17 protein-coding genes and 7 pseudogenes are annotated in these 22,161 nt (G+C 38.2%); 11 read left to right on the forward strand and 13 right to left on the reverse strand.

All coding sequences use genetic code 11. From position 1 onward, the window contains the following. Positions 1-72: 72 nt before the first annotated feature. Positions 73-1,092, reverse strand: a complete 1,020-nt coding sequence (locus AAZO_RS15980) for a long-chain acyl-[acyl-carrier-protein] reductase (RefSeq protein WP_013192042.1) — start codon at positions 1,090-1,092, stop codon at positions 73-75. Positions 1,093-1,529: 437 nt separating this feature from the next. Next, the gene (locus AAZO_RS15985; RefSeq protein WP_013192043.1) at positions 1,530-2,228 is read right to left on the reverse strand and encodes an aldehyde oxygenase (deformylating); all 699 of its coding nucleotides are present in this window, start codon (positions 2,226-2,228) and stop codon (positions 1,530-1,532) included. Between the two features lie 259 nt (positions 2,229-2,487). Between AAZO_RS15985 and AAZO_RS15990 the strand changes: the two are divergent. Beyond that, a pseudogene (locus AAZO_RS15990) lies at positions 2,488-3,332 on the forward strand (carbohydrate ABC transporter permease). Between the two features lie 164 nt (positions 3,333-3,496). Here the strand turns inward: AAZO_RS15990 and dnaK are convergent. Further along, a complete protein-coding gene (gene dnaK, locus AAZO_RS15995) occupies positions 3,497-5,398 on the reverse strand; it encodes a molecular chaperone DnaK (RefSeq protein ID WP_013192044.1) in 1,902 nt (633 codons plus the stop codon). 466 nt (positions 5,399-5,864) lie between these two features. Here dnaK and AAZO_RS30890 point away from each other — a divergent pair. The 3 genes and pseudogenes from AAZO_RS30890 to AAZO_RS38750 all read left to right on the forward strand — a co-directional run bounded on the left by AAZO_RS30890 (position 5,865) and on the right by AAZO_RS38750 (position 7,795). Continuing rightward, positions 5,865-6,708 (forward strand): annotated as a pseudogene (locus AAZO_RS30890) (Rpn family recombination-promoting nuclease/putative transposase). Positions 6,709-7,232: 524 nt separating this feature from the next. Further along, positions 7,233-7,440: pseudogene (locus AAZO_RS34020) on the forward strand (IS5/IS1182 family transposase); the annotation flags it as partial. Between the two features lie 232 nt (positions 7,441-7,672). Then, complete coding sequence (locus AAZO_RS38750; protein WP_013192046.1) at positions 7,673-7,795, forward strand: DUF4351 domain-containing protein; 123 nt, start codon at positions 7,673-7,675, stop codon at positions 7,793-7,795. Between the two features lie 132 nt (positions 7,796-7,927). Here the strand turns inward: AAZO_RS38750 and AAZO_RS16010 are convergent, their stop codons facing one another. After that, positions 7,928-8,563 (reverse strand): phosphoribosylanthranilate isomerase, encoded by a 636-nt coding sequence (locus AAZO_RS16010; protein WP_013192047.1) that lies wholly within the window; start codon positions 8,561-8,563, stop codon positions 7,928-7,930. Positions 8,564-8,690: 127 nt separating this feature from the next. On the opposite strand from AAZO_RS16010, the gene psaK (AAZO_RS16015) reads away from it, so the two are divergent. The 3 genes from psaK (AAZO_RS16015) (at position 8,691) to AAZO_RS16025 (ending at position 10,909) form a co-directional block, all read left to right on the forward strand. After that, positions 8,691-8,945: a photosystem I reaction center subunit PsaK gene (gene psaK / locus AAZO_RS16015; RefSeq protein ID WP_013192048.1), complete on the forward strand. Its 255-nt coding sequence runs from the start codon at positions 8,691-8,693 to the stop codon at positions 8,943-8,945. A 305-nt stretch (positions 8,946-9,250) separates the two neighbouring features. After that, a complete protein-coding gene (psaK, locus tag AAZO_RS16020) occupies positions 9,251-9,526 on the forward strand; it encodes a photosystem I reaction center subunit PsaK (protein WP_013192049.1) in 276 nt (91 codons plus the stop codon). 192 nt (positions 9,527-9,718) lie between these two features. Further along, entirely contained in the window at positions 9,719-10,909 is a 1,191-nt protein-coding gene (locus AAZO_RS16025) for a site-2 protease family protein (protein ID WP_013192050.1), read from the forward strand. A gap of 310 nt (positions 10,910-11,219) precedes the next feature. Here the strand turns inward: AAZO_RS16025 and AAZO_RS30900 are convergent. The 8 genes and pseudogenes from AAZO_RS30900 to AAZO_RS35485 all read right to left on the reverse strand — a co-directional run. After that, a pseudogene (locus AAZO_RS30900) lies at positions 11,220-11,738 on the reverse strand (DUF3891 family protein). A gap of 59 nt (positions 11,739-11,797) precedes the next feature. Continuing rightward, positions 11,798-13,072: pseudogene (locus tag AAZO_RS30905) on the reverse strand (IS701 family transposase). 86 nt (positions 13,073-13,158) lie between these two features. Further along, positions 13,159-13,437 (reverse strand): annotated as a pseudogene (locus AAZO_RS16040) (DUF3891 family protein); the annotation flags it as partial. A gap of 29 nt (positions 13,438-13,466) precedes the next feature. Then, positions 13,467-14,162, reverse strand: a complete 696-nt coding sequence (locus AAZO_RS16045) for a manganese catalase family protein (RefSeq protein ID WP_013192051.1) — start codon at positions 14,160-14,162, stop codon at positions 13,467-13,469. Between the two features lie 52 nt (positions 14,163-14,214). Beyond that, positions 14,215-14,487: a GlsB/YeaQ/YmgE family stress response membrane protein gene (locus AAZO_RS16050; protein ID WP_041643308.1), complete on the reverse strand. Its 273-nt coding sequence runs from the start codon at positions 14,485-14,487 to the stop codon at positions 14,215-14,217. 477 nt (positions 14,488-14,964) lie between these two features. Next, the gene (gene hemN, locus AAZO_RS16055) at positions 14,965-16,347 is read right to left on the reverse strand and encodes an oxygen-independent coproporphyrinogen III oxidase (RefSeq protein ID WP_013192053.1); all 1,383 of its coding nucleotides are present in this window, start codon (positions 16,345-16,347) and stop codon (positions 14,965-14,967) included. 218 nt (positions 16,348-16,565) lie between these two features. Next, positions 16,566-17,240: a biliverdin-producing heme oxygenase gene (locus tag AAZO_RS16060; protein ID WP_013192054.1), complete on the reverse strand. Its 675-nt coding sequence runs from the start codon at positions 17,238-17,240 to the stop codon at positions 16,566-16,568. A gap of 302 nt (positions 17,241-17,542) precedes the next feature. Continuing rightward, positions 17,543-18,317 (reverse strand): annotated as a pseudogene (locus AAZO_RS35485) (ATP-binding protein); the annotation flags it as partial. A gap of 112 nt (positions 18,318-18,429) precedes the next feature. Here AAZO_RS35485 and AAZO_RS35490 point away from each other — a divergent pair. From AAZO_RS35490 to acsF, 4 genes are all read left to right on the forward strand, one after another. Then, positions 18,430-18,600, forward strand: a complete 171-nt coding sequence (locus tag AAZO_RS35490; RefSeq protein ID WP_187289500.1) for a hypothetical protein — start codon at positions 18,430-18,432, stop codon at positions 18,598-18,600. A 240-nt stretch (positions 18,601-18,840) separates the two neighbouring features. Then, a complete protein-coding gene (locus AAZO_RS42660; protein ID WP_187289501.1) occupies positions 18,841-19,023 on the forward strand; it encodes a hypothetical protein in 183 nt (60 codons plus the stop codon). A 129-nt stretch (positions 19,024-19,152) separates the two neighbouring features. Further along, a complete protein-coding gene (locus AAZO_RS42665) occupies positions 19,153-19,509 on the forward strand; it encodes a hypothetical protein (RefSeq protein ID WP_187289502.1) in 357 nt (118 codons plus the stop codon). A gap of 372 nt (positions 19,510-19,881) precedes the next feature. Next, positions 19,882-20,958 (forward strand): magnesium-protoporphyrin IX monomethyl ester (oxidative) cyclase, encoded by a 1,077-nt coding sequence (acsF, locus tag AAZO_RS16075; protein ID WP_013192056.1) that lies wholly within the window; start codon positions 19,882-19,884, stop codon positions 20,956-20,958. Positions 20,959-21,854: 896 nt separating this feature from the next. Here acsF and AAZO_RS35505 read toward each other — a convergent pair. After that, entirely contained in the window at positions 21,855-22,016 is a 162-nt protein-coding gene (locus AAZO_RS35505; protein ID WP_013192057.1) for a hypothetical protein, read from the reverse strand. Positions 22,017-22,161 lie beyond the last annotated feature (145 nt).

The following is a 22,161-nucleotide window of genomic DNA, read 5'->3' on the forward strand; positions in this document are numbered from 1 at the left end:
GGAAAAAGGCAAGGGGCAAAAGTTGGATTAATTTTACCCAGTCCCCAGTTTCCACTCCCCAATCCCCAGTTTCTAAACTAATAATGGTTTAAATCCATGCTTGACGGAAACTTGACCAATATGATCCATTTTGTCTACGGTAATCTGATTGCGTCCCCAAGAAAAGTTTGTGTATAACTTCTCAAATTCCAGCAGCATTGATTCCGCGAAACAAGCAAATAATTGGCGGCCTGGAACTTCCATACTGACAATTTTCATAATTTTCCAGTCAATATCCAGGGAATGTTCCACTATTCCACCATTTAACACATACACTCCAGGATGCTGAATTTTTGTCCCTAAGTTTTTAGGATAACCACCATCAATCAGTAAACAGGGTTGTTTTAACACTATGGGATCAATTTCTACACCTTTGGGCATACTAGCCACCCAAACTACAATATCTGATTGGGGTAGTGCCTCGTGTAGATCCGTAATTTTACCCCGTCCCAGTTCAGCTTGCAGTTCTTGAAGACGTTCTTGGTTGCGAGCTATCAGCAGTAGTTCTTGGACATCTGTTTTTTTATCTAGCCAGCGGGTAACTGCGCTACCAATATCCCCTGTCGCACCACACACAGCCACAGTTGCTTTTGACAGTTCTATCCCTAGTTGTTTAGAAGCTTCTTCTACCTGGCGACAGATAATATAGGCTGTATGAGTGTTACCTGTAGTGAAGCGTTCAAACTCTAATGTGACATTACGGACTTGGCTAAACTGCTCTAAATTAAAGTTCTCAAAAATAATTGAGGAAAACCCACCTAAAGCTGTAATATCAATGCCATGCTTTTGAGCATGAGCCATAGCGTTGAGGATTTTACGGGTGGCAGCTTTGATCCGCCGATTGGCCAGCATTTCCGGCAAAAAGCAAGATTCTACATACCGACCTTCTATTTTTTGACCTGTGATGCTGGTGACAGTGATGTGATCAACAATCTGCGGAGGGGCGCTACACCAAAAATCTAGCCCTTGATCGGCATATTCTGGATATCCCAATTCTTGAGCTACGGATTGAGCGTGTTCTAAACTAGTCAGATGTCCAATTAGACCAAACATTAGTGATATATTAGGCGTGTGCTATGAAAAGCGTGGAATTAATAAGCAATACAAATTTTGGATTTTAGATTTTTGATTAACAATCTGTGCTATTAGACTGCTGTGGGAATAGCCAAAAATACTAAATTATGCCAACTAGGGATAGAAAATAATCTCCAATTCTTAACAATACTACATAAACTGTCACAATCATTTGTTATTTGTAATTTGAGGTAAAAGGTAGAAGTATGCCTATAGCTTCTGTGACGACGTAAGAGTTATACCCCACGCTACCAGGAGTTCAGGAGTATGGCTTACGCCACCCTCCGCTATTAGGAGTCCAGAAGAGAACAAGAAAAAGTTAATTTTTCCCCCTGCTCCGTGCTCCGTGCTCCGTGCTCCGTGCTCCGTGCTCCGTGCTCCGTGCTCCGTGCTCCGTGCTCCGTGCTCCGTGCTCCTTAGACGGTTGCCAGTCCGTATGCTGAAAGACGTATGATATCACGAGTTGTAAAGCCGATATTACTTAATGCTTCACCGTATTGAATCATAAAGTCTTCTACTAAAGCTTCTTTTTCCATTGCCAAGACGCGAGCATCATCAGCTACTTGGTTCAGCATTTGCCAGACAATAGGCAGGTTTTGGCGGTTTGCATCATCAAGTTCTGCTTTGGATTCTGCAAAGTGTTCTTTGAGCCAAACTTCGCCAAAGTTTAGATGACTGTATTCTTCTTTAACTACGCCTTCTGTAATTTTGCGGGCAAAGTCATCAGCAACGGGAATATAGATGTTATAAGCTGCGATCGCAAAACATTCAATAATTAAAGATTGAATCAGCAAGCAAGTAACAACGTTACCTGCTGCGGCTGCAGTTTGGAAGTTTTGGTGCAGTCCAGAGAAGAACTCCTTAGCAAATTGCATATCGGGAGTGACTTGTAAATTGCGTCCACAAGCCTCAAATCCTTTTTTGTGGCGGCTTTCCATTTTTGACAGCCGCATTAGTTCTTCTTTGCTTTCTGGCAGCAGTTTAGCCAATGTGATGTAATTCTCATGGGCTTCTTGTTCTCCTTCAATCACAATTGCATTAATACGGCTATATGCGTCTTTGTATTTTTCACTTTGGAAATCGATTTTTTCAATTTCTTCAACAAGTTGCTGCATAATATGTTTACTCCGTACCCTGGATTTATTTGATACTGAAATTCAATTCACCCTCTCAATTTAGGGTAATAATCACTGTGGTTTAATTTAACTTAACAAGAAATTATGGTAATTAGATTAGTTTTTACCAAGGAGCGACCCTTTAGGGGGAAACTACACGCTACAAATGAAATAAACACATCCTTCCTTGTTCCTGTTCCCTATTCCTTGTTATCTATAGTCAGACTAAGAAAAACCAATGCTTTTGGAGCAATAACCCATGTCCAAACGAACCTGCAATTGGAAAAACACGAATTTTTGGAGCCTGGTACTGTTATTACTAGGAGCATTCATCGTTTTACTGCCTTTGATAATGGTTTTTCTCACCTCCTTTGCTCCCACAGGTACAACACCAGGAGTTATGGGACAAAATAACTGGACTTTAGCTAATTACCGCAAAACTTGGGAAAGGGGGAAGTTTTTACTGGCGTTTGCTAATTCTACCTTGGTCGTGATCGCAGTTACAGCTTTTCAAATTATGACATCTGCTTTAGCTGGTTACGCCCTCGCTAGGCTTAAATTCCGTGGTAGATAAGCACTGCTACTAATTGTATTGGCAACTTTAGTCATTCCTTTTCAGTTATTGGTGATTCCCATCTTTTTGGTACTGAAATTGGGACACATGATAAACACCTTACGAAGTTTTTCGGGTATTGGGTGCTAATTCTACCCAGTGCGGTAAATGGCGTTGGTATCTTTTTGTTACGTCAATATTTCCAGACAATTCCCATAGAATTGTAGGAAGCTGCAGCAATTGATGGAGCGAACAGATTACAGGTTTTATGGCAGATCATCTTACCTTTAGCACGTCCTGCTTTAGTGACACTGTTTTTGTTCACCTTTATCGGTGAATGGAACGATTTATTGAAGCCATTGGTATTTACCACTAGACCGGAGTTAAGAACGGTACAACTGGCTTTAGCAGAGTTTAAAGAACAATTTACGAACAATTGGCCATTGATGATGGCAGCGGTGACAATTACCATTGTTCCTGTGATGGTGTTATTTCTAATTGCTCAAAAGCAGTTTATTCGGGGTATTGCTGCAACAGGGATAAGGAATTAGTTATAATAAAATATTAAGGATAATCATATTTTCAGAATTTACAGCTTTGTTAAGATATATTTCCTGTCATTAAATATACAAAACCCTAAAAACTTTTGAGGCTTTTAGGGTTTGACTTCAGGGAATTCAGTCTATTTTTCTATAAAAATTGCTGAAAAATTGGATTATTTGCTTTCAGTAAAATCAGCATCAATCACATCATCACCACCACCAGAAGGAGGAGTAGCACCACCATCTTGAGGTTCAGCACCAGGAGCAGCACCACCAGCTTGTTGATAAATATTACTACCTACTGTAAACAAAGCTTGTTGCAACTCAGGTGTCAGTTTCTTGATTTGCTCATCATCATCTTTTGCAACCGCGTCCCGCAGTTCTTTCACCAAACCTTCAACTTTGGTTTTATCAGCTTCGGGAACCTTATCACCTAATTCTTGCAGCTGCTTTTCCGCTTGGTATGCTAAAGAGTCAGCTTGGTTTTTACGTTCAATTTTTTCCCGTTTTTCTTTGTCAGAATTGGCATTTTGTTCAGCTTCTCGTACCATCCGGTCAACATCATTTTTATCCAAAGTGGAAGCGCCAGTAATGCTGATTGACTGTTCTTTTCCAGTTCCTTTGTCCTTAGCGGTGACATTGAGGATACCATTAGCATCAATGTCAAAAGTCACTTCAATTTGGGGAACACCACGAGGTGCGGGAGGAATACCATCTAAGCGGAAAGTTCCCAAACTCTTGTTATCGTTAGCAAATTCACGTTCCCCTTGCAGGACGTGAATTTCTACGTTAGTTTGACCATCAACAGCAGTCGAGAAAACTTCTGATTTTTTGGTAGGAATAGTGGTGTTACGAGGAATAATCTTGGTCATCACACCACCCAAGGTTTCTACACCCAAGGATAGTGGTGATACGTCTAACAACAAGATACCTGTAACATCACCAGCCAGAACACCTGCTTGAATAGCTGCACCAACTGCCACAACTTCATCAGGATTAACAGTTTGGTTGGGTTCTTTACCCAGTACCCGCTTCACTACTTCCTGCACTGCGGGAATACGAGTAGAACCACCAACTAACACAACTTCATCAATATTGCTCTTATTTAACTTGGCATCTCTGAGAGCATTTTCTACAGGAATGCGGCAACGGTCAATTAAGTCTGAACAAAGTTCTTCAAATGTGGCACGAGTTAAAGTCGTATCCAGGTGTTTTGGACCATCCTGGGTAGCAGTGATAAATGGTAGATTTATTTCTGCTTGGGTAACGCTAGAAAGCTCAATTTTAGCTTTTTCTGCGGCTTCAGTCAGACGTTGTAAAGCTTGTTTATCTTTGCGTAGGTCAATACCTTCTGCTTTTTTGAATTGTTCTGCTAAGAAGTCAACAATTTTTTTATCGAAGTCGTCACCACCAAGGTGGGTATCACCAGATGTAGCCAATACTTCAAATACACCATCACCTACTTCTAGTACCGATACGTCGAATGTACCGCCACCAAGGTCAAATACGAGAATGGTTTCGTTACTCTTTTTATCAAAACCATAAGCTAGAGAAGCTGCTGTTGGTTCGTTGATAATCCGCAAAACTTCAATCCCGGCAATTTTACCAGCATCTTTTGTGGCCTGGCGTTGGGAGTCGTTGAAGTAGGCAGGAACAGTAATTACTGCTTGGGTAACGGTTTCACCAAGATATTTAGTAGCATCTTCTACCAATTTGCGGAGAACTTTGGCAGAAATTTCTTCTGGAGAAAACTGCTTACCAGCACCGGGTGAGTCTACCTTGACATTACCACCACTGCTGAGAACTTTATAAGAGACTTCAGTCGTTTCTTTGGTAACTTCATCGAAGCGACGACCGATAAACCGTTTAACCGAGTAAAAGGTGTTTTCGGGGTTCATTACCGCTTGGCGTTTAGCGATTTGACCAACTAAATTATCGCCATTTTTAGCAAATGCCACCACTGATGGCGTTGTCCGAAAACCTTCGGCGTTAGCAATTACCGTGGGTTTGCCACCTTCCATAACTGCTACGCAGGAGTTAGTCGTACCTAAGTCAATTCCTACTACTTTTGCCATTTTAAGTGCTGGCTCCGTATAACTACAAATGAATGGGATTATAATGCACTACATCTTGAACCAACTGATTGAAAAAAGCAGTCAGTCCAGCATGGTTTAGTTTCTCTGGGGTTGAAACCACAAATTACGCTGATGATATATATACTGAACTTGTGTAGCCAGTCCATGAAGGGTGGGTTCCCGAACCTTTGGTAGGACGGTGAATTTTAAACTTTGTTTTTAGTTGGTTCATGGATTGAACAGTTACCACTCTGACTAATGTATGAGAATTAATACGTTCACGAATTGGGGTGAACCGTAATCTCTAAGTCGTATTTGCCGTCAAAATGAGTGAATAGGGAATAGGGAATAGGGAATAGGGAACAGGAAAGAGATGGATATTGCCCTACAATCCAGATTTATAAGGTACAAGATGTGACTATTTAAATTGTGTACAACACTGGGGTAAATAGCGAAGAAGTAATCTATTCACAGTGCTGATTTCAGCAATTTATCGACCGTTAAAATTGACGGCATATTTTATCACCTTTTTCAAGAGTTTCCCAGCATATTTTTTGAATTAATTGGCAACCAACCCCAAATAGCAACGGACTATAAGTTCTTATCTATTGAACTTAAGCAAACTACATTTCGTATAGATGGGATTTTTCTGCCTATAGCAAGATGAACAAAACCCAATTTATCTTGTGGAAGTGCAGTTTCAAAGCGATGCAGAAATTTATTTTCGTCTATTTTCGGGAATATCAAGCTCACAACCCTTGGAGGGGGGTTATTATCTATCCGAGTCGGAGTTTAGATACAGCAGATAATAAAGATTACAGCGAATTTTTTACCAGTCAGCGTGTCAGCCGAATTTATCTCAATAAATTAGGTGAAAGTGCATCTTTGCCTATTGGTATTGGTACTATTAAATTAATTTAATCATCGAAGATCAAGACAAGGCAATTATCACCGCTAAAGAGTTAATCAACAGAACTCAGCAGGAAATCAGCAATGAACAACAGCAGCAGTTATTAGAATTAGTAGAAACAATCTTGGTTTATAAATTTCCCAGGATGAGTAGAAAGGAGATTGAAGCTATGTTTAGTCTAAGTGATTTGAAGCAAACAAAGGTTTATCAGGGAGGAAGACAAGAAGGCAGCTTGGAAGCAAAATTAGAATCCGTACCTAGATTGTTAGCATTGAATTTAACGGTTGAACAAATCTCACAGGCATTAAATTTAACAATTGAAATAGTTAGGCAAGCTGCACAAGGAATACAAAATCAGGATGATGAAAAAAATAGAAAATCAATGTTTAATTACAGATAAATTTTGAATAAAAAAGCCTTGTTTAATTTCGTTAGTTAATAAGGCTTTTCGTTTCATTAAACTTTCAAAACCACATTCCGCACCCTTAACTGTCACAAGCATTTACTACGGAAGTTAAGTCCTCAAAGAGGAGTAAAAGATTACATTAGACCTATTGGAAAATTGTTTCTGTGGTATAATAGAGAGATTTAGATTTTATGTATTCTTGGTGTTCTTTGGGATTGCTAATTCAAACATAACTGTGTAACTCTTCTAAGGTTTGCCTAAAACAAAGACAACCCCCTATTATAACATAAAATTCATTCTGCAAGAGGTCTAATGATTTTGAACCAGGTTTTCCATCAAAAAAACCTAAGAACCGAAATTTTGTACCTAGTCGTATTTATTAACAATAAAGCTAACTTAATAGTGGTAATTTCTATTTAGCTCCAATAAATTCTAGTCAATTCTCCCAGTAATTAGTTCCTATGTACTAAATACATACGTTTTGTTGGGGTGTGACAGTTCTGGGTGCAGAATGTCCGATTAAAAGAAACTTAGCTCACATTCAGCAACTAATAGATGTGGGTGCATCACTCGTAAAACTGAGTAATAGGCAATATTAAGATGTTACTGGTAGTGGCAGAAGTTTACCGTCAGCAACTATGGTTATATGAAAATAAAAAACAGAGTATAGAAGACCGTATTGTCAGTTTAAACCAACCACATATTCGTCCGATAGTTCGTGGGAAAGGAGGAACCTCCTATTCCGGCTTTTTTGTGTCTTTTTATGCCCATTTCTCAAAATAACATCTTTTTTAACTTCCTCTATTAGTAAACATGATGTTTATGATATATCTATATAATACACCCTTATCCTCTCTCCTACCTGACTACCTACTCAATTCTCCTCTTATTTTTTCACGACTTTTTCAGCAAGCCCTAATTATTCGTCAAATTAATAGGAAGTTAGCCAACTATACATATGGAATTAGAAACCAGAATTAGAGGTTTAAATATAGAAGTGATAGAAGCTTTGGGAGAGGTGATATTTGATTTAGATACTGTAGAAGATTTGCAAAATTGGTTAGATAATTTAAATATTTAAATGAGAATATCTGAGCTAAATGACAAAAGTAAAAGTTCCAACTTGCCAAATTTGCGGGTACAGGATGAGTAAATCACGTATAGTTATTATCAATGAACATCCTGTAAATCCTTAAATCATGGATATCCTGATTTAGACAAATACAGAATTTAACCTTTCAAACAACAATCCTACCTTATCCAAATCTTTATCACCTGGTGAGAGTTCCACACCACTAGATAAATCAATACCGCTAGGGTGAATTTGATTTACTGCAGTCAAAATATTATCTGGTGTTAGTCCTCCGGCTAGAAACCAAGGACGAATGGGACTAAATTCCTGTAACACCTGCCAATCTAAAGTTTGACCTGTACCGCCTAATTGTTGAGGATGATAGGCATCGAGTAATAAGGTATCTATATACTCAATATAGTTGGCTGTGGTTTGTAGGTGTTCCAGATTGCGAACTCTCAAGGCTTTAATAATTTCTATATGGGGTAGAGATTGACGCAATTTGTGGCAAAATTCTGGTGATTCATCTCCGTGTAACTGTACACCAGTTAAATTAGATGCAATTACTATTTGCGTAATTTCAGAAATATTACTATTGGCGAAGACACCTATTCTATCAATTTTGTCAGGTATTTTGGCTATTGCTGCCTGAATTTGCTCTATAGTAACGTAGCGTGGTGAGGTAGGTACACAAATAAATCCTAGTGCTGTTGCACCAAGGGATGCAATCGCTATAGATTGCTGTGGTTGAGTGATGCCGCAAATTTTAACTCGCATTTAAGTCTGAGAAATTAAAAATAATCACAAAACTCTACTAAGTTAGATGAAAAACTCTTGCTTTATCCTACGTAATTCTATAATTTTGTAGGCTTACATTCATTTTTTCATTGTAGGAGAATACATCTTGATATCATCTATCTTACTAGCCGCCGCTGCAATTGTTCCCGCAACACCTGTGTGGAGTCCTACAGTGGGAATTATTATCAGTGCTAGCTGTTTTGTTGTGCTTTTATTGAGTTTAGTAAGTAAAGCCCCCAAGGTTGGACCCCAACTCCCTATACTTCCCGTTAGTGTGGCAGGATTTATTGGTGCAATGGCTTTTGGTCATGTGATTGGTATTGGTATTGTTTTGGGGTTGACTAATATTGGTCGTTTATAAGTTCAATTTGATACTCTCTAGCTACAGATAGTAAAAATTTGGCGGTAAGTAAATATCAAATTGCTTGCCGCTTTTTTATGACTGAGGACTGAGGACTGAGGACTGAGGACTGAGGACTGAGGACTGAGGACTGAGGACTGAGGACTGAGGACTGAGGACTGGTGACTGGTAACTGGTGACTGGGAAGATGAGGGAGATGAGGGAGATGGGGAGTAAATTATTTACCTTCCTTTTGAGAGAAGAATCACTTGGTTGAAGAGATAGAAGATAAAGATGACTGTCTTTAGAGATGGAAATCAACTCCTATGTCATCAATATTATTAGTAGTCCAAGCTACTGTTCCCAAGACTGTAACAAGTTGGAACTGGACAATAACAGGAATTATCATTGGCAGCTGTCTATTAGTTCTTGTGCTTGCCGGTTGGTCAATTAGCTATCCTCATGTCGGTCGAAAGATGCCTTTACCTTTTCCAGCATTATTTAATAATCCTAGTGTTGCTACATTCTTGGCAGCGATGAGTTTTGGTCATATTATCGGTGTGGCTGCGGTTTTAGGTTTGACTAATTTGGGTGTTTTATAGGTTCAGGATCGAATCACAGGCTTGGTGTGGGGGAAGAAAAGGATTGTACCAAATTGAGATTCGCTGCTATGGTGTATTAATTTTAATTAATTGTCTATTCTATAAATATGACCTTCGCTAGTTATATATTTTTTATAAACTGGCATTTTAAGGTGCGTAAGGTCTAAAAAATAGATACATTAATATAATGTAATGCAAAAAAATTGGCAAATTGGATCTTTCTTTGGCATTCCGCTGTTTCTAGACCCTTTATGGTTTGTAGTTTTGGGGTTGGCAACTTTAAATTTTGGGGTGGCTTATCAACAGTGGGGAAATGTCACGGCTTGGAGTGCTGGACTCGTAATGGCACTGCTGTTATTTGCTTCTGTGCTGTTACATGAGTTGGGTCACAGCTTGGTGGCACAGTTACAAGGGATTAAAGTTAACTCTATTACGCTATTTTTCTTTGGTGGGATTGCTGCAATAGAGGAGGAATCAAAAACACCTGGTAAAGCCTTTCAAGTAGCGATCGCAGGTCCTTTGGTAAGTATAGTGCTATTTTTGCTGCTAAGTCTAGTTTCTAGTGTCATACCTGATACCACTCTACTAAGTTTTATGGTCAGGGATTTAGCAAGAGTTAACTTGATTGTGGCTTTATTTAACTTGATTCCTGGCTTACCTCTAGATGGGGGACAGGTGTTAAAGGCAGCACTATGGAAACTTACAGGCGATCGCTTTCAAGCAGTACATTGGGCAGCCCGGTCTGGACAGATTTTAGGTTATAGTGCGATCGCTATAGGATTTGCTTTAGATTTCTTTACCAGGGAATTGGTGACAGGTCTGTGGATCGTGTTATTAGGTTGGTTCGGGATTCGCAATGCTAACAGCTACGACCGTGTAACCACATTACAAGAAACTCTACTCAAGCTAGTAGGTAGTGATGCTATGACTCGTGATTTTCGCGTAGTGGATGCAGACCAAACATTGCGGGAATTTGCTGACTTATATCTTTTAGAATCATCTTCCCCTCATGTTTACTTTGCTGCTGCTGATGGACGTTACCGAGGTTTAGTAAAAGTTGATGATTTGCGAACAACGGAAAGAAGTCAGTGGGAAACCCAAACTCTACAAAGCATTGTCCATCCCCTCACAACAATACCCACAGTTAGTGAATCCACTTCCTTAGCAGAGGTAATTAACAAACTAGAAAACGAACAGCTACCTCAAATTACGGTACTTTCTCCCGCAGGTGCTGTAGCTGGTGTGATTGATAGGGGAGATACTGTCAAATGTTTAGCACAAAAGTTGAATTTGCGAATTACCGATGCTGAAATCAAGCAAATTAAAGAAGAAGGTAGTTTTCCCCCAGGGTTACAACTAGGAGTCATAGCGAAGTCTGTTTAGAAGGGCTGGCAACGGTTTAGATTGTTGGATATAAAACAAAAAACCTCAGCTGTACAGCTGAGGTAGTTGGGAGAAGATCAAATGTCAATAAAAGATAGAAAACCGATGTCAGTATTTCTTAACTAGTACCCAAAACCACTAGAACTCTACCGATGACATATCGTGCAGTAACTAGACCGCTTTGTTGAGATGGACGGACATATTACCTCTGGCTTTTAATCGCTCAGTCCTTGAGTATGCCGCTCTCTTGGATTAAGTGATAGGCATTAGTTAACTTATGTAAATAAGTTTAACTACTTCTTTACAGAAGTTAACAGAGGTAAAATGCTGGGACTAACTCTTGACAAAAGTCCATTCCAGAACATTTATGGAGAACATTTATGGGAGCTTGACAAAGAGCTTGAGAAATTTCTTGAGAGTGGTTAAACTTGACCTGAGATAATTTGCAGGCTTCGATATTGACTGTAAATTGTTCATGTTTAAAAGGCCAGGGTTGAACTTTTACCAGACCATCGCAACGTTGCATAATGTCATAACGCTGTCCATCAGGACCCAGACTAATTTCTAGCCATTGTTCATCACCAGGGAGTTCTTGCTAACAGAGAATCAAAGACAAGCGATAGCAACATTGCATAAAAGCATAAGCTGCGTCTACCTGAGCTTGAGCTACTCCTAATTCTTTCTGCAAATTTTGTTGGTGATTGAGTTGTTCATCTAAAAATATATCCTGTTCTGCCAGTCGGCCACGAGCTGGTTCATGTATCCGGCTAATGTGCTTAGAAATTAATAAAGCTACCCACCTACCACGGTAAAGAGCATTTACTCCCAAATTAGCTACTTTGGAGACATCTATAATCTATATTTGTATTAACGGGACGTAAACAAAAATCAAGCCCAAATGTAGCCCAAACTGGCTTGGTAAAAAGCAAACACGTCCGGATTCCAGTTGAACCAATTAATAAATAGAAAAGATATGGCTGTTCTCAACCCTTCTAAAGCTTCAGTAGAAGTATTCAAAGGTTTCTTAGCCCACCTTGGTCTTAATCCTCCAGTCCACTGATGGCAAAGAATAAAAGTGTAGGCACAGAAAACCAAAATAAAATGGCGCAGTCAACTGCTGTTATCTCCAACTTGATATTCGTTGAGTCCTAACCATCCCTTGGCTTCCCTGTAAACAACTTCTACCCAATTTCTTTGAGAATATGTATCAACTATCCATTGGGGTGTGACAATTGCTCAAGAAACATTGGTCATAAAGTAGTCAATATCAGTGGCTTGAGAGAAAGTAGAAGCCTTGATGACGATAGCAATATTCCCCTTTCCAGTTAGTTAAGGCTGATATTTCTACTTCTTTAGTTACTACCCATAATATTTTGGGTTTATCTAACTCCAGTTGAATTTCTGTAACAGCCTCTTGGGGTAAAGTTTGTGCTAATTCATCTAACCTAATTATTGTTGGACTATCCTCTTGGTCACTGGCACGGACTTTGGGATTTTTAGCTAATCCTCCTAACTACTTTAAATTCCGGTTTTCTATCTTTAATAAGAAAGATGTATTGTGGCCATATCCAGGATCTATAATTACTATTCCTGGTTGATAACCACGGCTTAAGGTCAGATCTATTAATTTAATTCCTAACTCAGGTTTATTCTCAAATAGAGGGTCTTGTTTCCCTTTGGGTAAATAATCACCGTGGTGATATAACTCTATATTTAATGGTAAGCTTTTACTGGCATCATAATAGATGTATGTGTTGTTACTACTACTACTCCAGTATCCCTTGTCCTAATTTCTCCAATATATTGTCTTCCTACTCCATCCCTAAAATTCCCGCTTTTTCTATGGACAGAATCATCAATTATTAAGCTAAATCCTCCGGTGATTCTCCTCTGACTACACTTGTTCATAATCTCTAACCGACGGTCATTGACTTGGGAACTGGACCAAGGTGCTTCAGTTAAAAAGTGGTGTAATCGTTGGTAAGTCACCCCTAGGGCATTCTCTGCCATTTGAAATAGGTTTTTTCTCTCACTTTCACCCAATCATCCCCCTAAATAATGTCTAAACTCTCTTTTTTCCCCTTGATGAGTAAATACATCATCAAACCTTTAACACCATTTTTCAAACCATGGTGCCATTGCTGCGGCAGTGGTTTCTTTCATCAGCTTCTTTTACCCTGAAAGCTACACCGAAATTGCATTATACTCCTCTTTTTACTCTTAACTTTTGTTTAAGTCCCGTTAGGCACAAAATCCATTGGCGCACCTGCGTCAGTTAAATTATCTTCCTCCCACTCTTTTTCTAAATCACCATCTTGGGAAATAGCAGCCAAGGTTTCATACAATCTAGCGGGAGCATTTTTGCGTTGCCATTGTCCTGCTAGTTGAGCCGCAAGCAAAGCATGAGCGCGATGGTAAATGATTTCCCAACCACTTTTTCTCGGATTGACAATCCTAGTAATTGCTAATTTGGAATTCGTGATTAATAAATTTAAATAAAGGTGGATTTTTTCCACCCTAAGTAACATAAAATTGTAGATAAATCACAATTTACCAATTATTGAGTTCGAGATTCTAAAGGATTGGCAACGTAATTAAATGTTGGTTCAGAATTCCAAGGTCCACGCTGTTCTTGCTCAGTTCCATTTGTTGATAAATTGTAATAAAGAGAGACAGTTTCATCTGGTTGAATATTACCAAATAAAGGATCAGTTAACTTACCCAAAGAATCCAGAGCTTTCATAAACATTTGGGTATGAGAAACTTCTCGCGTTAAAAGATGGAGTAAGGTATTTTTAGTTCCCTGATCTGTTGCCAGTTTAATTAACTCCTCATAGGTTTGACGAGCGCCACCTTCTGCGGCAATATTAGCGCGTAAATCACGGACTACATCACCACCTTCATTCAAGTAACTGGCAGTCCAAGCTTGACCTTGACTATTAAGAAAATGGGGTCCAATTCCTCGCAGTGCAAAAAGAGTGCTTTTGTAAGCTTCGGTTTGGTCGGTATTTTCTGTGTGAGCTTCGATGAGTTTACCAACCATTTCCAAATGACCGAATTCTTCAATGGCAATATCTTGGAGCATATGCCGAATACCAGGATTTTCAACATGGAAAGATTGTACCCAATATTGTAAAGCTGCTGTCAGTTCTCCTGTTGCACCGCCAAATTGCTCTAGAAGTAATTGAGCAAAATGAGGGTTAGATTCATCAACTTTGACAAAATGAATTGGTTCTTTTTTGTGGAAAAACATACAATTAATTAATTCAGGTGTTAAACTTCAACTTTCAAGATTTAGGCTCAATTTAGGCTCTGCTACTTCTTTGGAATAAAGTCCATAGATAAATGGCAATTACTGCACCAAGTATTGCAACCAATAGTCCAGGAATACTTAAAGTAGCAGCAGTAAATTGTAGAGTACCTGTGCGGAGTAGTGTAAATAAAGTTCCACCAATACAAGCACCAATAATACCTAAAATTATTGTGGACACAATGCCGCCACCTTGATCACCTGGATAAATAGCTTTAGCAAGGGCACCAGCTAATAGTCCTAAAATTAGCCAAGCAATAATATTGATCATTGCTTATTACCTCTAAGGATTTTATTTATATCAATTTTATCAATGATAAAAGATGGTTATTTATATCATTTGACAGAATCATGTAAACCAAAAGGTGGAGATAATTGATATTTTTTTATTTCTTGAAAATATATGTTTAAAAATTGAAATAAGTTCAGAAGCCATACTCCTGAATTCCTGAATTATTTTTGATATCCCCAACTTCTTGAAGAAGTTGGGGTGACCATGAGCAATTTTTACGAATTACATAAGCCTGATGTTTCCAATTACCATACTTAAATTTAAATTGGGAGCATCCCAAATGTATAAGTCTATTGTCATGCTGTAGCTTGCTTCCCGCAGGGTATGTATGAAGCACAGCACAATGTTAGCGAAGCGTGCCGGATACACTTCATTCCGTTCCGCATGGCTTACGCCACGCTTCGCTAACAGAATGACAATTTACGATATTTTTGCAAAATTGGGATGCTCCCCTTAAATTGCACGAGAGAATTTTCTTTCTCTAGTTCTGGTATGAGTATCGAAATTAACTGCAATATTTCTGACCAGTAATCTACCAATATCTGTAATTTCGATTTGGTTGGTAAATAAATTTACTAGTCCATCACCTTCTAGGGGTTTTAACTCTTCTAGTTCCTGAGAGAAATATTCATCAAAATTGATGTGATATTTATCTTCAATGTCTGACTTATGTAGCTGAAAGTGAGACATGATTGACATAATGACATCCCTTCTGATGATATCATTTTGGGTTAATTTAATGCCTTTACTGGTAGGAATAACACCTGCTGATACAGCCTGATAATAGTCCTTTAAACTCTTATGGTTCTGAGCATAAGCATCTTCTAGCATACTGATAGATGTAGAACCAAACCCAAAAAGTTCTGTTTCTGCGTGGGTAGTATAGCCTTGGAAGTTGCGTTTTAGAGTACCATTACGTTGAGCGATCGCTAATTCATTATTAGTTTTCGCAAAATGATCCATGCCAATAAACAAATACTCGTTATTTGTCAACTCCTCAATGGTCATCTTCAGAATATCTAACTTTTCCTGTGCTGCGGGTAATGTATCTTGGGAAATCCTCTTCTGCACAGGTTTCATCCAAGGTACATAAGCAAAATTAAACACCACAATTCGATCAGGGTCTAGAATGATTGTCTTTTCTACCGTTTCCTGAAAAGTATGCAGAGTTTGGTATGGCAAACCATAAATTAAGTCTACATTGACACTGCTAAAATTAGCCTCCTTAATCCAACCCATAGCATCAAACAGCATTTTTTCCGGTTGGATACGGTTTACCGCTGCTTGTACTTTCGGGTTAAGGTCTTGGATACCAAAACTAATCCGATTAAAGCCAATATCTCTCAGAAACTGAATGTATTCCTTATTGACATAACGGGGGTTAATTTCAATTGAAACCTCTGCTGATGAATCAATAGTGAAATAACGATTAATCTTATTCCACAAAAATTCAACTTGGTCGAGTTCCAAATAATTAGGTGTTCCACCACCCCAATGTACCTGAAGCACCTTTCTACTTGTGTCAATCAACTCTGCGGTGTTGTGAATTTCTTGTACCAAATTGTGTAGATATGCTTTGGCAATATTCTTGTTATTAGAAATTACAGTATTACAGCCACAGAAATAACAAGCAGTCTGACAAAATGGAATATGGAAATACAAAGATAGGGCACTTTGACGTTCATTAGAAGCAGCAATAGAGGGTTGGAAATCTGCTGCTGTGAACGTTTCAGTTAACTCTGTAGCGGGTGGGTAGCTGGTGTATCTGGGTGCGCGGGTATCATACTTTTTAATCAGATCCAGATCAAATTTCACACCTGGTAGTAGAAAGACCATTAAAACCTCCGAGAGACTTTTAGTTCACTGCTAGTGATTGTAGGAATTGTAATTTTTGAATTGGGAGTAATTACGCTAATCTTTCCCAACCAATTGTTGTAAAGTTGGCAATCTTTGATTACTAATTGCCAATATATTTGTATGCTTCAGCTTTAAATACTGAAACTAACTAGCTAGGACTTACTTTAAGAAACCCAGTCTTGATTAAAAATACTATATCAAACTAGGTCATTATATGTAGCTCGACCTAAATCTTGAATTAAAATACTTTCCAATTCTTTCATTATCTCCATATTCAGGTAGAAAGCATCATTAGCTTCGGGGACAATTTTATCAGCAGTGATATCATCGACAGCGACGGTATCTAATGCTTGACGATACCTATTTTTGAATTCCTGCTTATCGGGAATTTGCTCAAATTTGTAAAAGGGAGTTTCTTCATATCCAGATAGTTTTAAAGCTGACTGAGCAATATTTGGTAGCATTTGTCCACCAGAAATATCACCGATATAATGGGTATAGGCATGACCTAATAACAAAGTAGGTTCATGAGCAGATATTTCATAAATACGTGCAATGTAATTTTGAGTAGCCGTTAATGGACTGATGAGGTGCGGCCATAGATTCCCATGATAAAACATCATATTTTTTTCTGGAGATGCTTGACGATTTAGTTCAGGAAGATACATTACACTAATTACAGGATATTGTTTATTTTTATCAACTGCTGTTTGTAGTTCACTGTAAACAAAATACACATCACTTAAAACCTTAATGAAGCATTCTCTCTCTAAAACTCCTTGGATAGAACATTTCATGAAACCGGTATTTTCTGCATCTCTATGAGCTTGTCGAGTACCAGAACGCAGCTTGACGGCTAAATTATTACTCATTATTACTTCCTTCATGTTCACACGCAAATTTTCTCAATAGTCATCGACTTGTTTATCAGTTCACCGTCGATGTCAACGTTACACAATTGCTATTCTAGAGATGTGGTTTTGCTGCACCAATCTATCCAGCAAGCACCAATGCTGATATAGATATTAGTTGATTTTTCTTGCTACTTAAATTTATTTAACTATTAATCTTCTTATAAATATAAAGATATACATATTTCTTTAGACTTGCATGAGTAAATCTGTAAATCTTTAAGTCTTGTAAATCCTGATATAGCTTGGGCCACGCTACCCTATCAGACAATATTTGTATTGCGTTTAACTAGACTAGCGACTACTGTACCTAATTCCGCTGGTTCAACAGGTTTAGGTAAATGTAGCTGAAAACCTGCCTGTTATAGATCGTATTCCGTCTTCTTCTGGCATTCCAATATCACTAACGAAAACATCAGGTTTCCACTGAGTAAGCATCTATAATGCTTCTGAAGCTGATGCCACTACTGTAACTTTTGCTTGGCATTCTTCCAGTACCGTCCTAATAAGTTGACGGGTATCAGCTTCGTCATCTACAACTAACACACGTATACCTGCGATTTAAGGCAGAGAGATGGAAGAATCCAGAGAAACAGAGAGAGATTTTTCTGCTCCTTCCCGATACTTTTGATCCTCTACATTTCTGCTTTCTTCCAGAAGTAGCAGCCTGACTGTAAATGTTGCTCCTTCGTTCTTACCTGAACTTTCTACATCGACAGTACCACCATGTAATTCTACTAAATGACGCACGAGTGCTAATCCTAGTCCTAGTCCACCATGAGACCTAGTGCTGGAACTATCAGCTTGACTAAAGCGATCAAAGACGTAAGGGGGAAAATCAGGAGTAATACTAATTCCATTGTCAATTACTTGAATCTGAGCATATTTCCTGAATGGTGGTTGTTGATGCTCACGGCAACCGCAGCTGACATAATTTTTTGCTTCTGGGTTGCTGATAGTAATCTGCTCTAGCCTGATTTCTACATTACCGCCTTGGGGTGTGAACTTGATGGCATTAGTTAACAAATTCCAGATCACTTATTGTAAGTGATCCCAATCACCGCAAATAATCACAGAAGAGGTAAAGGGGAAAACAGCCTCTGTCCCCTCTATTTCCACCAACGTAGCGCGAGAATATGGGTATTGCTAATTGATAGAAGAACGAGAAAATAACCCTCGACTACTTGCACTGAAAATAATCATCAAGCCATATCCCAATGCTCGCGAAACCTTACCATTGTTCCACGACAGAGCAGAAAATGAACTAGATGAGCAAGTGCGGGAGTGTGCGAAAAATAAATTAGCAGAATTAAACAGTTAAAATAATAAAAAAAAAGGATACCGCCATGAATACATCTCTCAAAACAATCAAAGTCTACGATGAAATTGTAGATTTTATTGCTGCTGGTACTACTCCCCAAAGTGTGATTAACTTCCATTCTTAATAGAAGTTAGTAAGTATCCACCAACATCAGCAAAAGGAAGAATAAGCAAGTAGATATATCAAAAATTAAGTACCATACTTGTCATAGTAAATTGAATCAAGTTTAAAACTATCAAATTGACAGATTTAGAATTTACCTTTGTTTTCATTTTAGCCAGTTGCGTCTTTTCCCAAGCTGGTTATACCCAAGATACCACAGCGAAAACATCTCAATTAACTCAAGAAGCTACAAGATTACGTCAAGAGGTTGCAACAGGATTACAAACTTTTCTCAAATCCCATATTAACGATTTAACATGACCACAAATCAAAATAGCTTTAGACCAATTATGTCAACAACGAGATTGTTATGCATCTAATTTATATTGGTACACAGATTTAGAACAAGCTGAAGCTGCCGCTAAAACTAGTGGTAAACTAATTCTTCCTTTGGGGTTGTTACGTAGATTAGATACAGAACTCAGTTGTGCTAAGAGCCGATCTGTTAGAGTCGCATTATATCGAAATTCAGGAATTATTCAAGAACTGATAGAAAACTTTATTTCACATTTGCAACTAGTACAACCAGTTACCAAAGTAACAATTGATTTTGGTGACGGACGCAAATTAGAAAGAATAATCACAGGAAATAGTATTCATCATATTTTAGATAGTTTTGGTCGTCCTATTGATCCCATTCCTGGACTCTATGGGCTGAAAGCCTTTCCTAAACAACTCAAGCAAGCAGAAGTAATAGCAGCAGTATTGAGTAACCGTAGTGGTACAGAATACGGAAATTTATTATAAAAGTATCATCTTCATCAGCTTGATAGAACTCAAAATCAATGGAGAGCAAATTTATCAAAATTAGGTATTCAGTCTCCACATCAGTTGGTAGAACGTGCAAATCATTCTACTTCACCTCCTAGCACCATTGATAATGGTGGTACTGTTGACAAATCGGCATCAATAAGCCGCTAAAGATTTATGCTTCTGCTAAAGTATTTCAGGTGAGGGTTGTAAAGTATCAACTCCTAGGAGTTGATACTTTACAAATAAATTTTCAAACATCTTCTCAGATAATTTTGTACAATTTACTTTCAATAATTTAACTGATGACTACTAATAACTATTTATGGTTAGATAATTTTACAAGCATAAAATAGCCAAAGGAGTATCATGGTTAAGTCTTTGGAAACTCCCCCAGTTGAGTTATTGAAACCAGGTGTCAAAGCACCTGTTCAAGAAACACTATTAACACCCCGGTTTTATACCACAGATTTTAATGCTGTGGCGAAATTGGATATTTCTGGTCATGAAGCAGAAATTAGGGCTGTAGTTGATGAACTCAAGGCTGATTATAACCGCCATCACTTCGTTCGTGATGATGAATTTAAACAGTCTTGGAATCATATTCCGGGTGAGAAACGGCTGGCTTTTATTGACTTTTTAGAACGTTCTTGTACTTCGGAGTTCTCTGGGTTTTTACTCTTTAAAGAGTTATCCCGTCGTATCAAATATAGTAACCCCTTATTGTCTGAAGCGTTTGAATATCTAGCAAGAGATGAAGCACGTCATGCGGGTTTTTTGAATAAGGCAATGGGAGACTTTAGTCTTTCCCTTGACTTAAGTTATCTCACGAAAAACCGTAGCTATACTTTCTTTCCTCCAGACTGGGTAATTTACACAGTTTACCTATCAGAGAAAATTGGCTACTGGCGTTATATTTTAGTATATCGCCACATGGCAGAAAATCCAGAATTCCAGTTCTATCCCCTCTTTAGAAAGTTTGAAAGCTGGTGTCAGGATGAAAATAGACACGGGGATTTCTTCAAGGCTTTGTTACGTTCTCAACCCCAGTTATGGAATAATTGGAAAGCACGCTTATGGGTGCGGTTCTTTTTATTGACTGTGTTTGTTACCCATACAATAACAGTTTTTGAACGGGCAAATTTCTATGAAATCTTGGGAATTCATCCCCGTAAATACAATAATCAGGTAATTACAGAAACCAACAAAACTGCAGCAAGGGCTTTTCCCACTATCTTAAATACAGATCACCCCTACTTTTTCTGGTATTTGGAACAGTGTGCAATTAATAATCAGAAATTAATTGCAATCAATAACAGTAAAAAATGGGGAATAGTGAAGTTATTCCAAAAAATACCTTTGATGCAAAACATCTTGTGGTATATGTTGAAACTTTACCTAATTAAACCCATCAACGCGGAGAAAGCTCGTGAGACTGTTTATTAACTAAGTAAGAATTCAGGAGTCAGAATGTTTGAGAAATTGGTTAATTATCAAATAGGTATTATTGGTGTTAGCCTGAAAAAGCTGCATGCTTACGTTAACTAATAACTACAGCAGGAGTCAGGAGTCACGAGTGAGACTCTCTTACCGTCTAGGTTTCAATTTAGATTCTGTACCTCATTTATCTGCAATCTGCTGTAAGTAGGTGGGTGTTTAAAATTGTCGTTATGACAAGGCAATAGGCAATAGGGAAGAGGTTTTGATAAATTTTACTTTTCGGTACATACTTCTCTCCGAGAAGCCGCTGCGCGTCTACGGTTTTTTGTGCCTTCCTATTTACAACCTACAAATCTTTCTGGGGAATCTCTTCGTGAAACTCTATCATCAATTGGATAGTTTCTACAGCTAAATCTTACGCTCAGAATGAAAATTTGTGATGTTTTTGCAAAATTGGGATGCTCCCTATTAATTTGGGAAGATTTGATATAAAAACAAGATAAAATAGAGCCAGAAAATCGAGAAAGCCGCAAAAAACTTAAAAAATATTTTATTAATCAAAAATGCTAAGAACTTGAACAAGTGCAGAAAGAATTACAAACTATAATCAATACATCTAAACTTCTGTCATTACAAATTTGTACCTACCTAACAGGTAACCAACATGAAAACACCTATCTACATCTATAACTAGTACAGTACGGCGTCAATAAACCAACCCTTCCAAATGTCTGAAAAGCTCAAGCCGTATACATTTTGAATTTCGTTGGCGCAGCCTGCTGGAAGCACTACTTTGTTAGTGTAGCTCTGATGAAAGAAGGAAGTATTTTGAATTCACGGCAGTACTAGCTTCATGAAATTATCTCAGAAATTTCCTCATCGGTGTAGACTGTTCCATTCTTTTACATCAAATAAGAACGCAATGCGTGGAATTTGTGGGTAAATATATAGTCCTCAATAGCTTTACCAACTAAACTATCAGCAGATATACCTTCAGCTTGAGTAATTTCTAAAAGTGCTGCTTTCATTTCTGGGGTAATGGTAATGGTTAGGATATCTTGCATATTTCATCAGGGAGCTACATAGTAGACCTGTCAGGAAGATTAACTTGGTGTGAAAAAAATGGTAGAAGGGAATTTTGAGGGTGTACCAAAAGGAAAAATCCACTAAATTAACTATATTCAAGAATATCCACATCGTACAAAACAA

The organism is 'Nostoc azollae' 0708 (assembly GCF_000196515.1).
Taxonomy (GTDB): domain Bacteria; phylum Cyanobacteriota; class Cyanobacteriia; order Cyanobacteriales; family Nostocaceae; genus Trichormus_B; species Trichormus_B azollae.

What these genes read in the sequence shown, in the direction of transcription:
- AAZO_RS15980 (WP_013192042.1), bottom strand. Translation starts at nt 1,092, where the DNA reads ATGTTTGGTCTAATTGGACATCTGACTAGTTTAGAACACGCTCAATCC.
- AAZO_RS15985 (WP_013192043.1), bottom strand. Translation starts at nt 2,228, where the DNA reads ATGCAGCAACTTGTTGAAGAAATTGAAAAAATCGATTTCCAAAGTGAA.
- dnaK (WP_013192044.1), bottom strand. Translation starts at nt 5,398, where the DNA reads ATGGCAAAAGTAGTAGGAATTGACTTAGGTACGACTAACTCCTGCGTA.
- AAZO_RS38750 (WP_013192046.1), top strand. Translation starts at nt 7,673, where the DNA reads ATGGAATTAGAAACCAGAATTAGAGGTTTAAATATAGAAGTGATAGAA.
- AAZO_RS16010 (WP_013192047.1), bottom strand. Translation starts at nt 8,563, where the DNA reads ATGCGAGTTAAAATTTGCGGCATCACTCAACCACAGCAATCTATAGCG.
- psaK (WP_013192049.1), top strand. Translation starts at nt 9,251, where the DNA reads ATGTCATCAATATTATTAGTAGTCCAAGCTACTGTTCCCAAGACTGTA.
- AAZO_RS16025 (WP_013192050.1), top strand. Translation starts at nt 9,719, where the DNA reads ATGCAAAAAAATTGGCAAATTGGATCTTTCTTTGGCATTCCGCTGTTT.
- AAZO_RS16045 (WP_013192051.1), bottom strand. Translation starts at nt 14,162, where the DNA reads ATGTTTTTCCACAAAAAAGAACCAATTCATTTTGTCAAAGTTGATGAA.
- hemN (WP_013192053.1), bottom strand. Translation starts at nt 16,347, where the DNA reads ATGGTCTTTCTACTACCAGGTGTGAAATTTGATCTGGATCTGATTAAA.
- AAZO_RS16060 (WP_013192054.1), bottom strand. Translation starts at nt 17,240, where the DNA reads ATGAGTAATAATTTAGCCGTCAAGCTGCGTTCTGGTACTCGACAAGCT.
- acsF (WP_013192056.1), top strand. Translation starts at nt 19,882, where the DNA reads ATGGTTAAGTCTTTGGAAACTCCCCCAGTTGAGTTATTGAAACCAGGT.
- AAZO_RS35505 (WP_013192057.1), bottom strand. Translation starts at nt 22,016, where the DNA reads ATGCAAGATATCCTAACCATTACCATTACCCCAGAAATGAAAGCAGCA.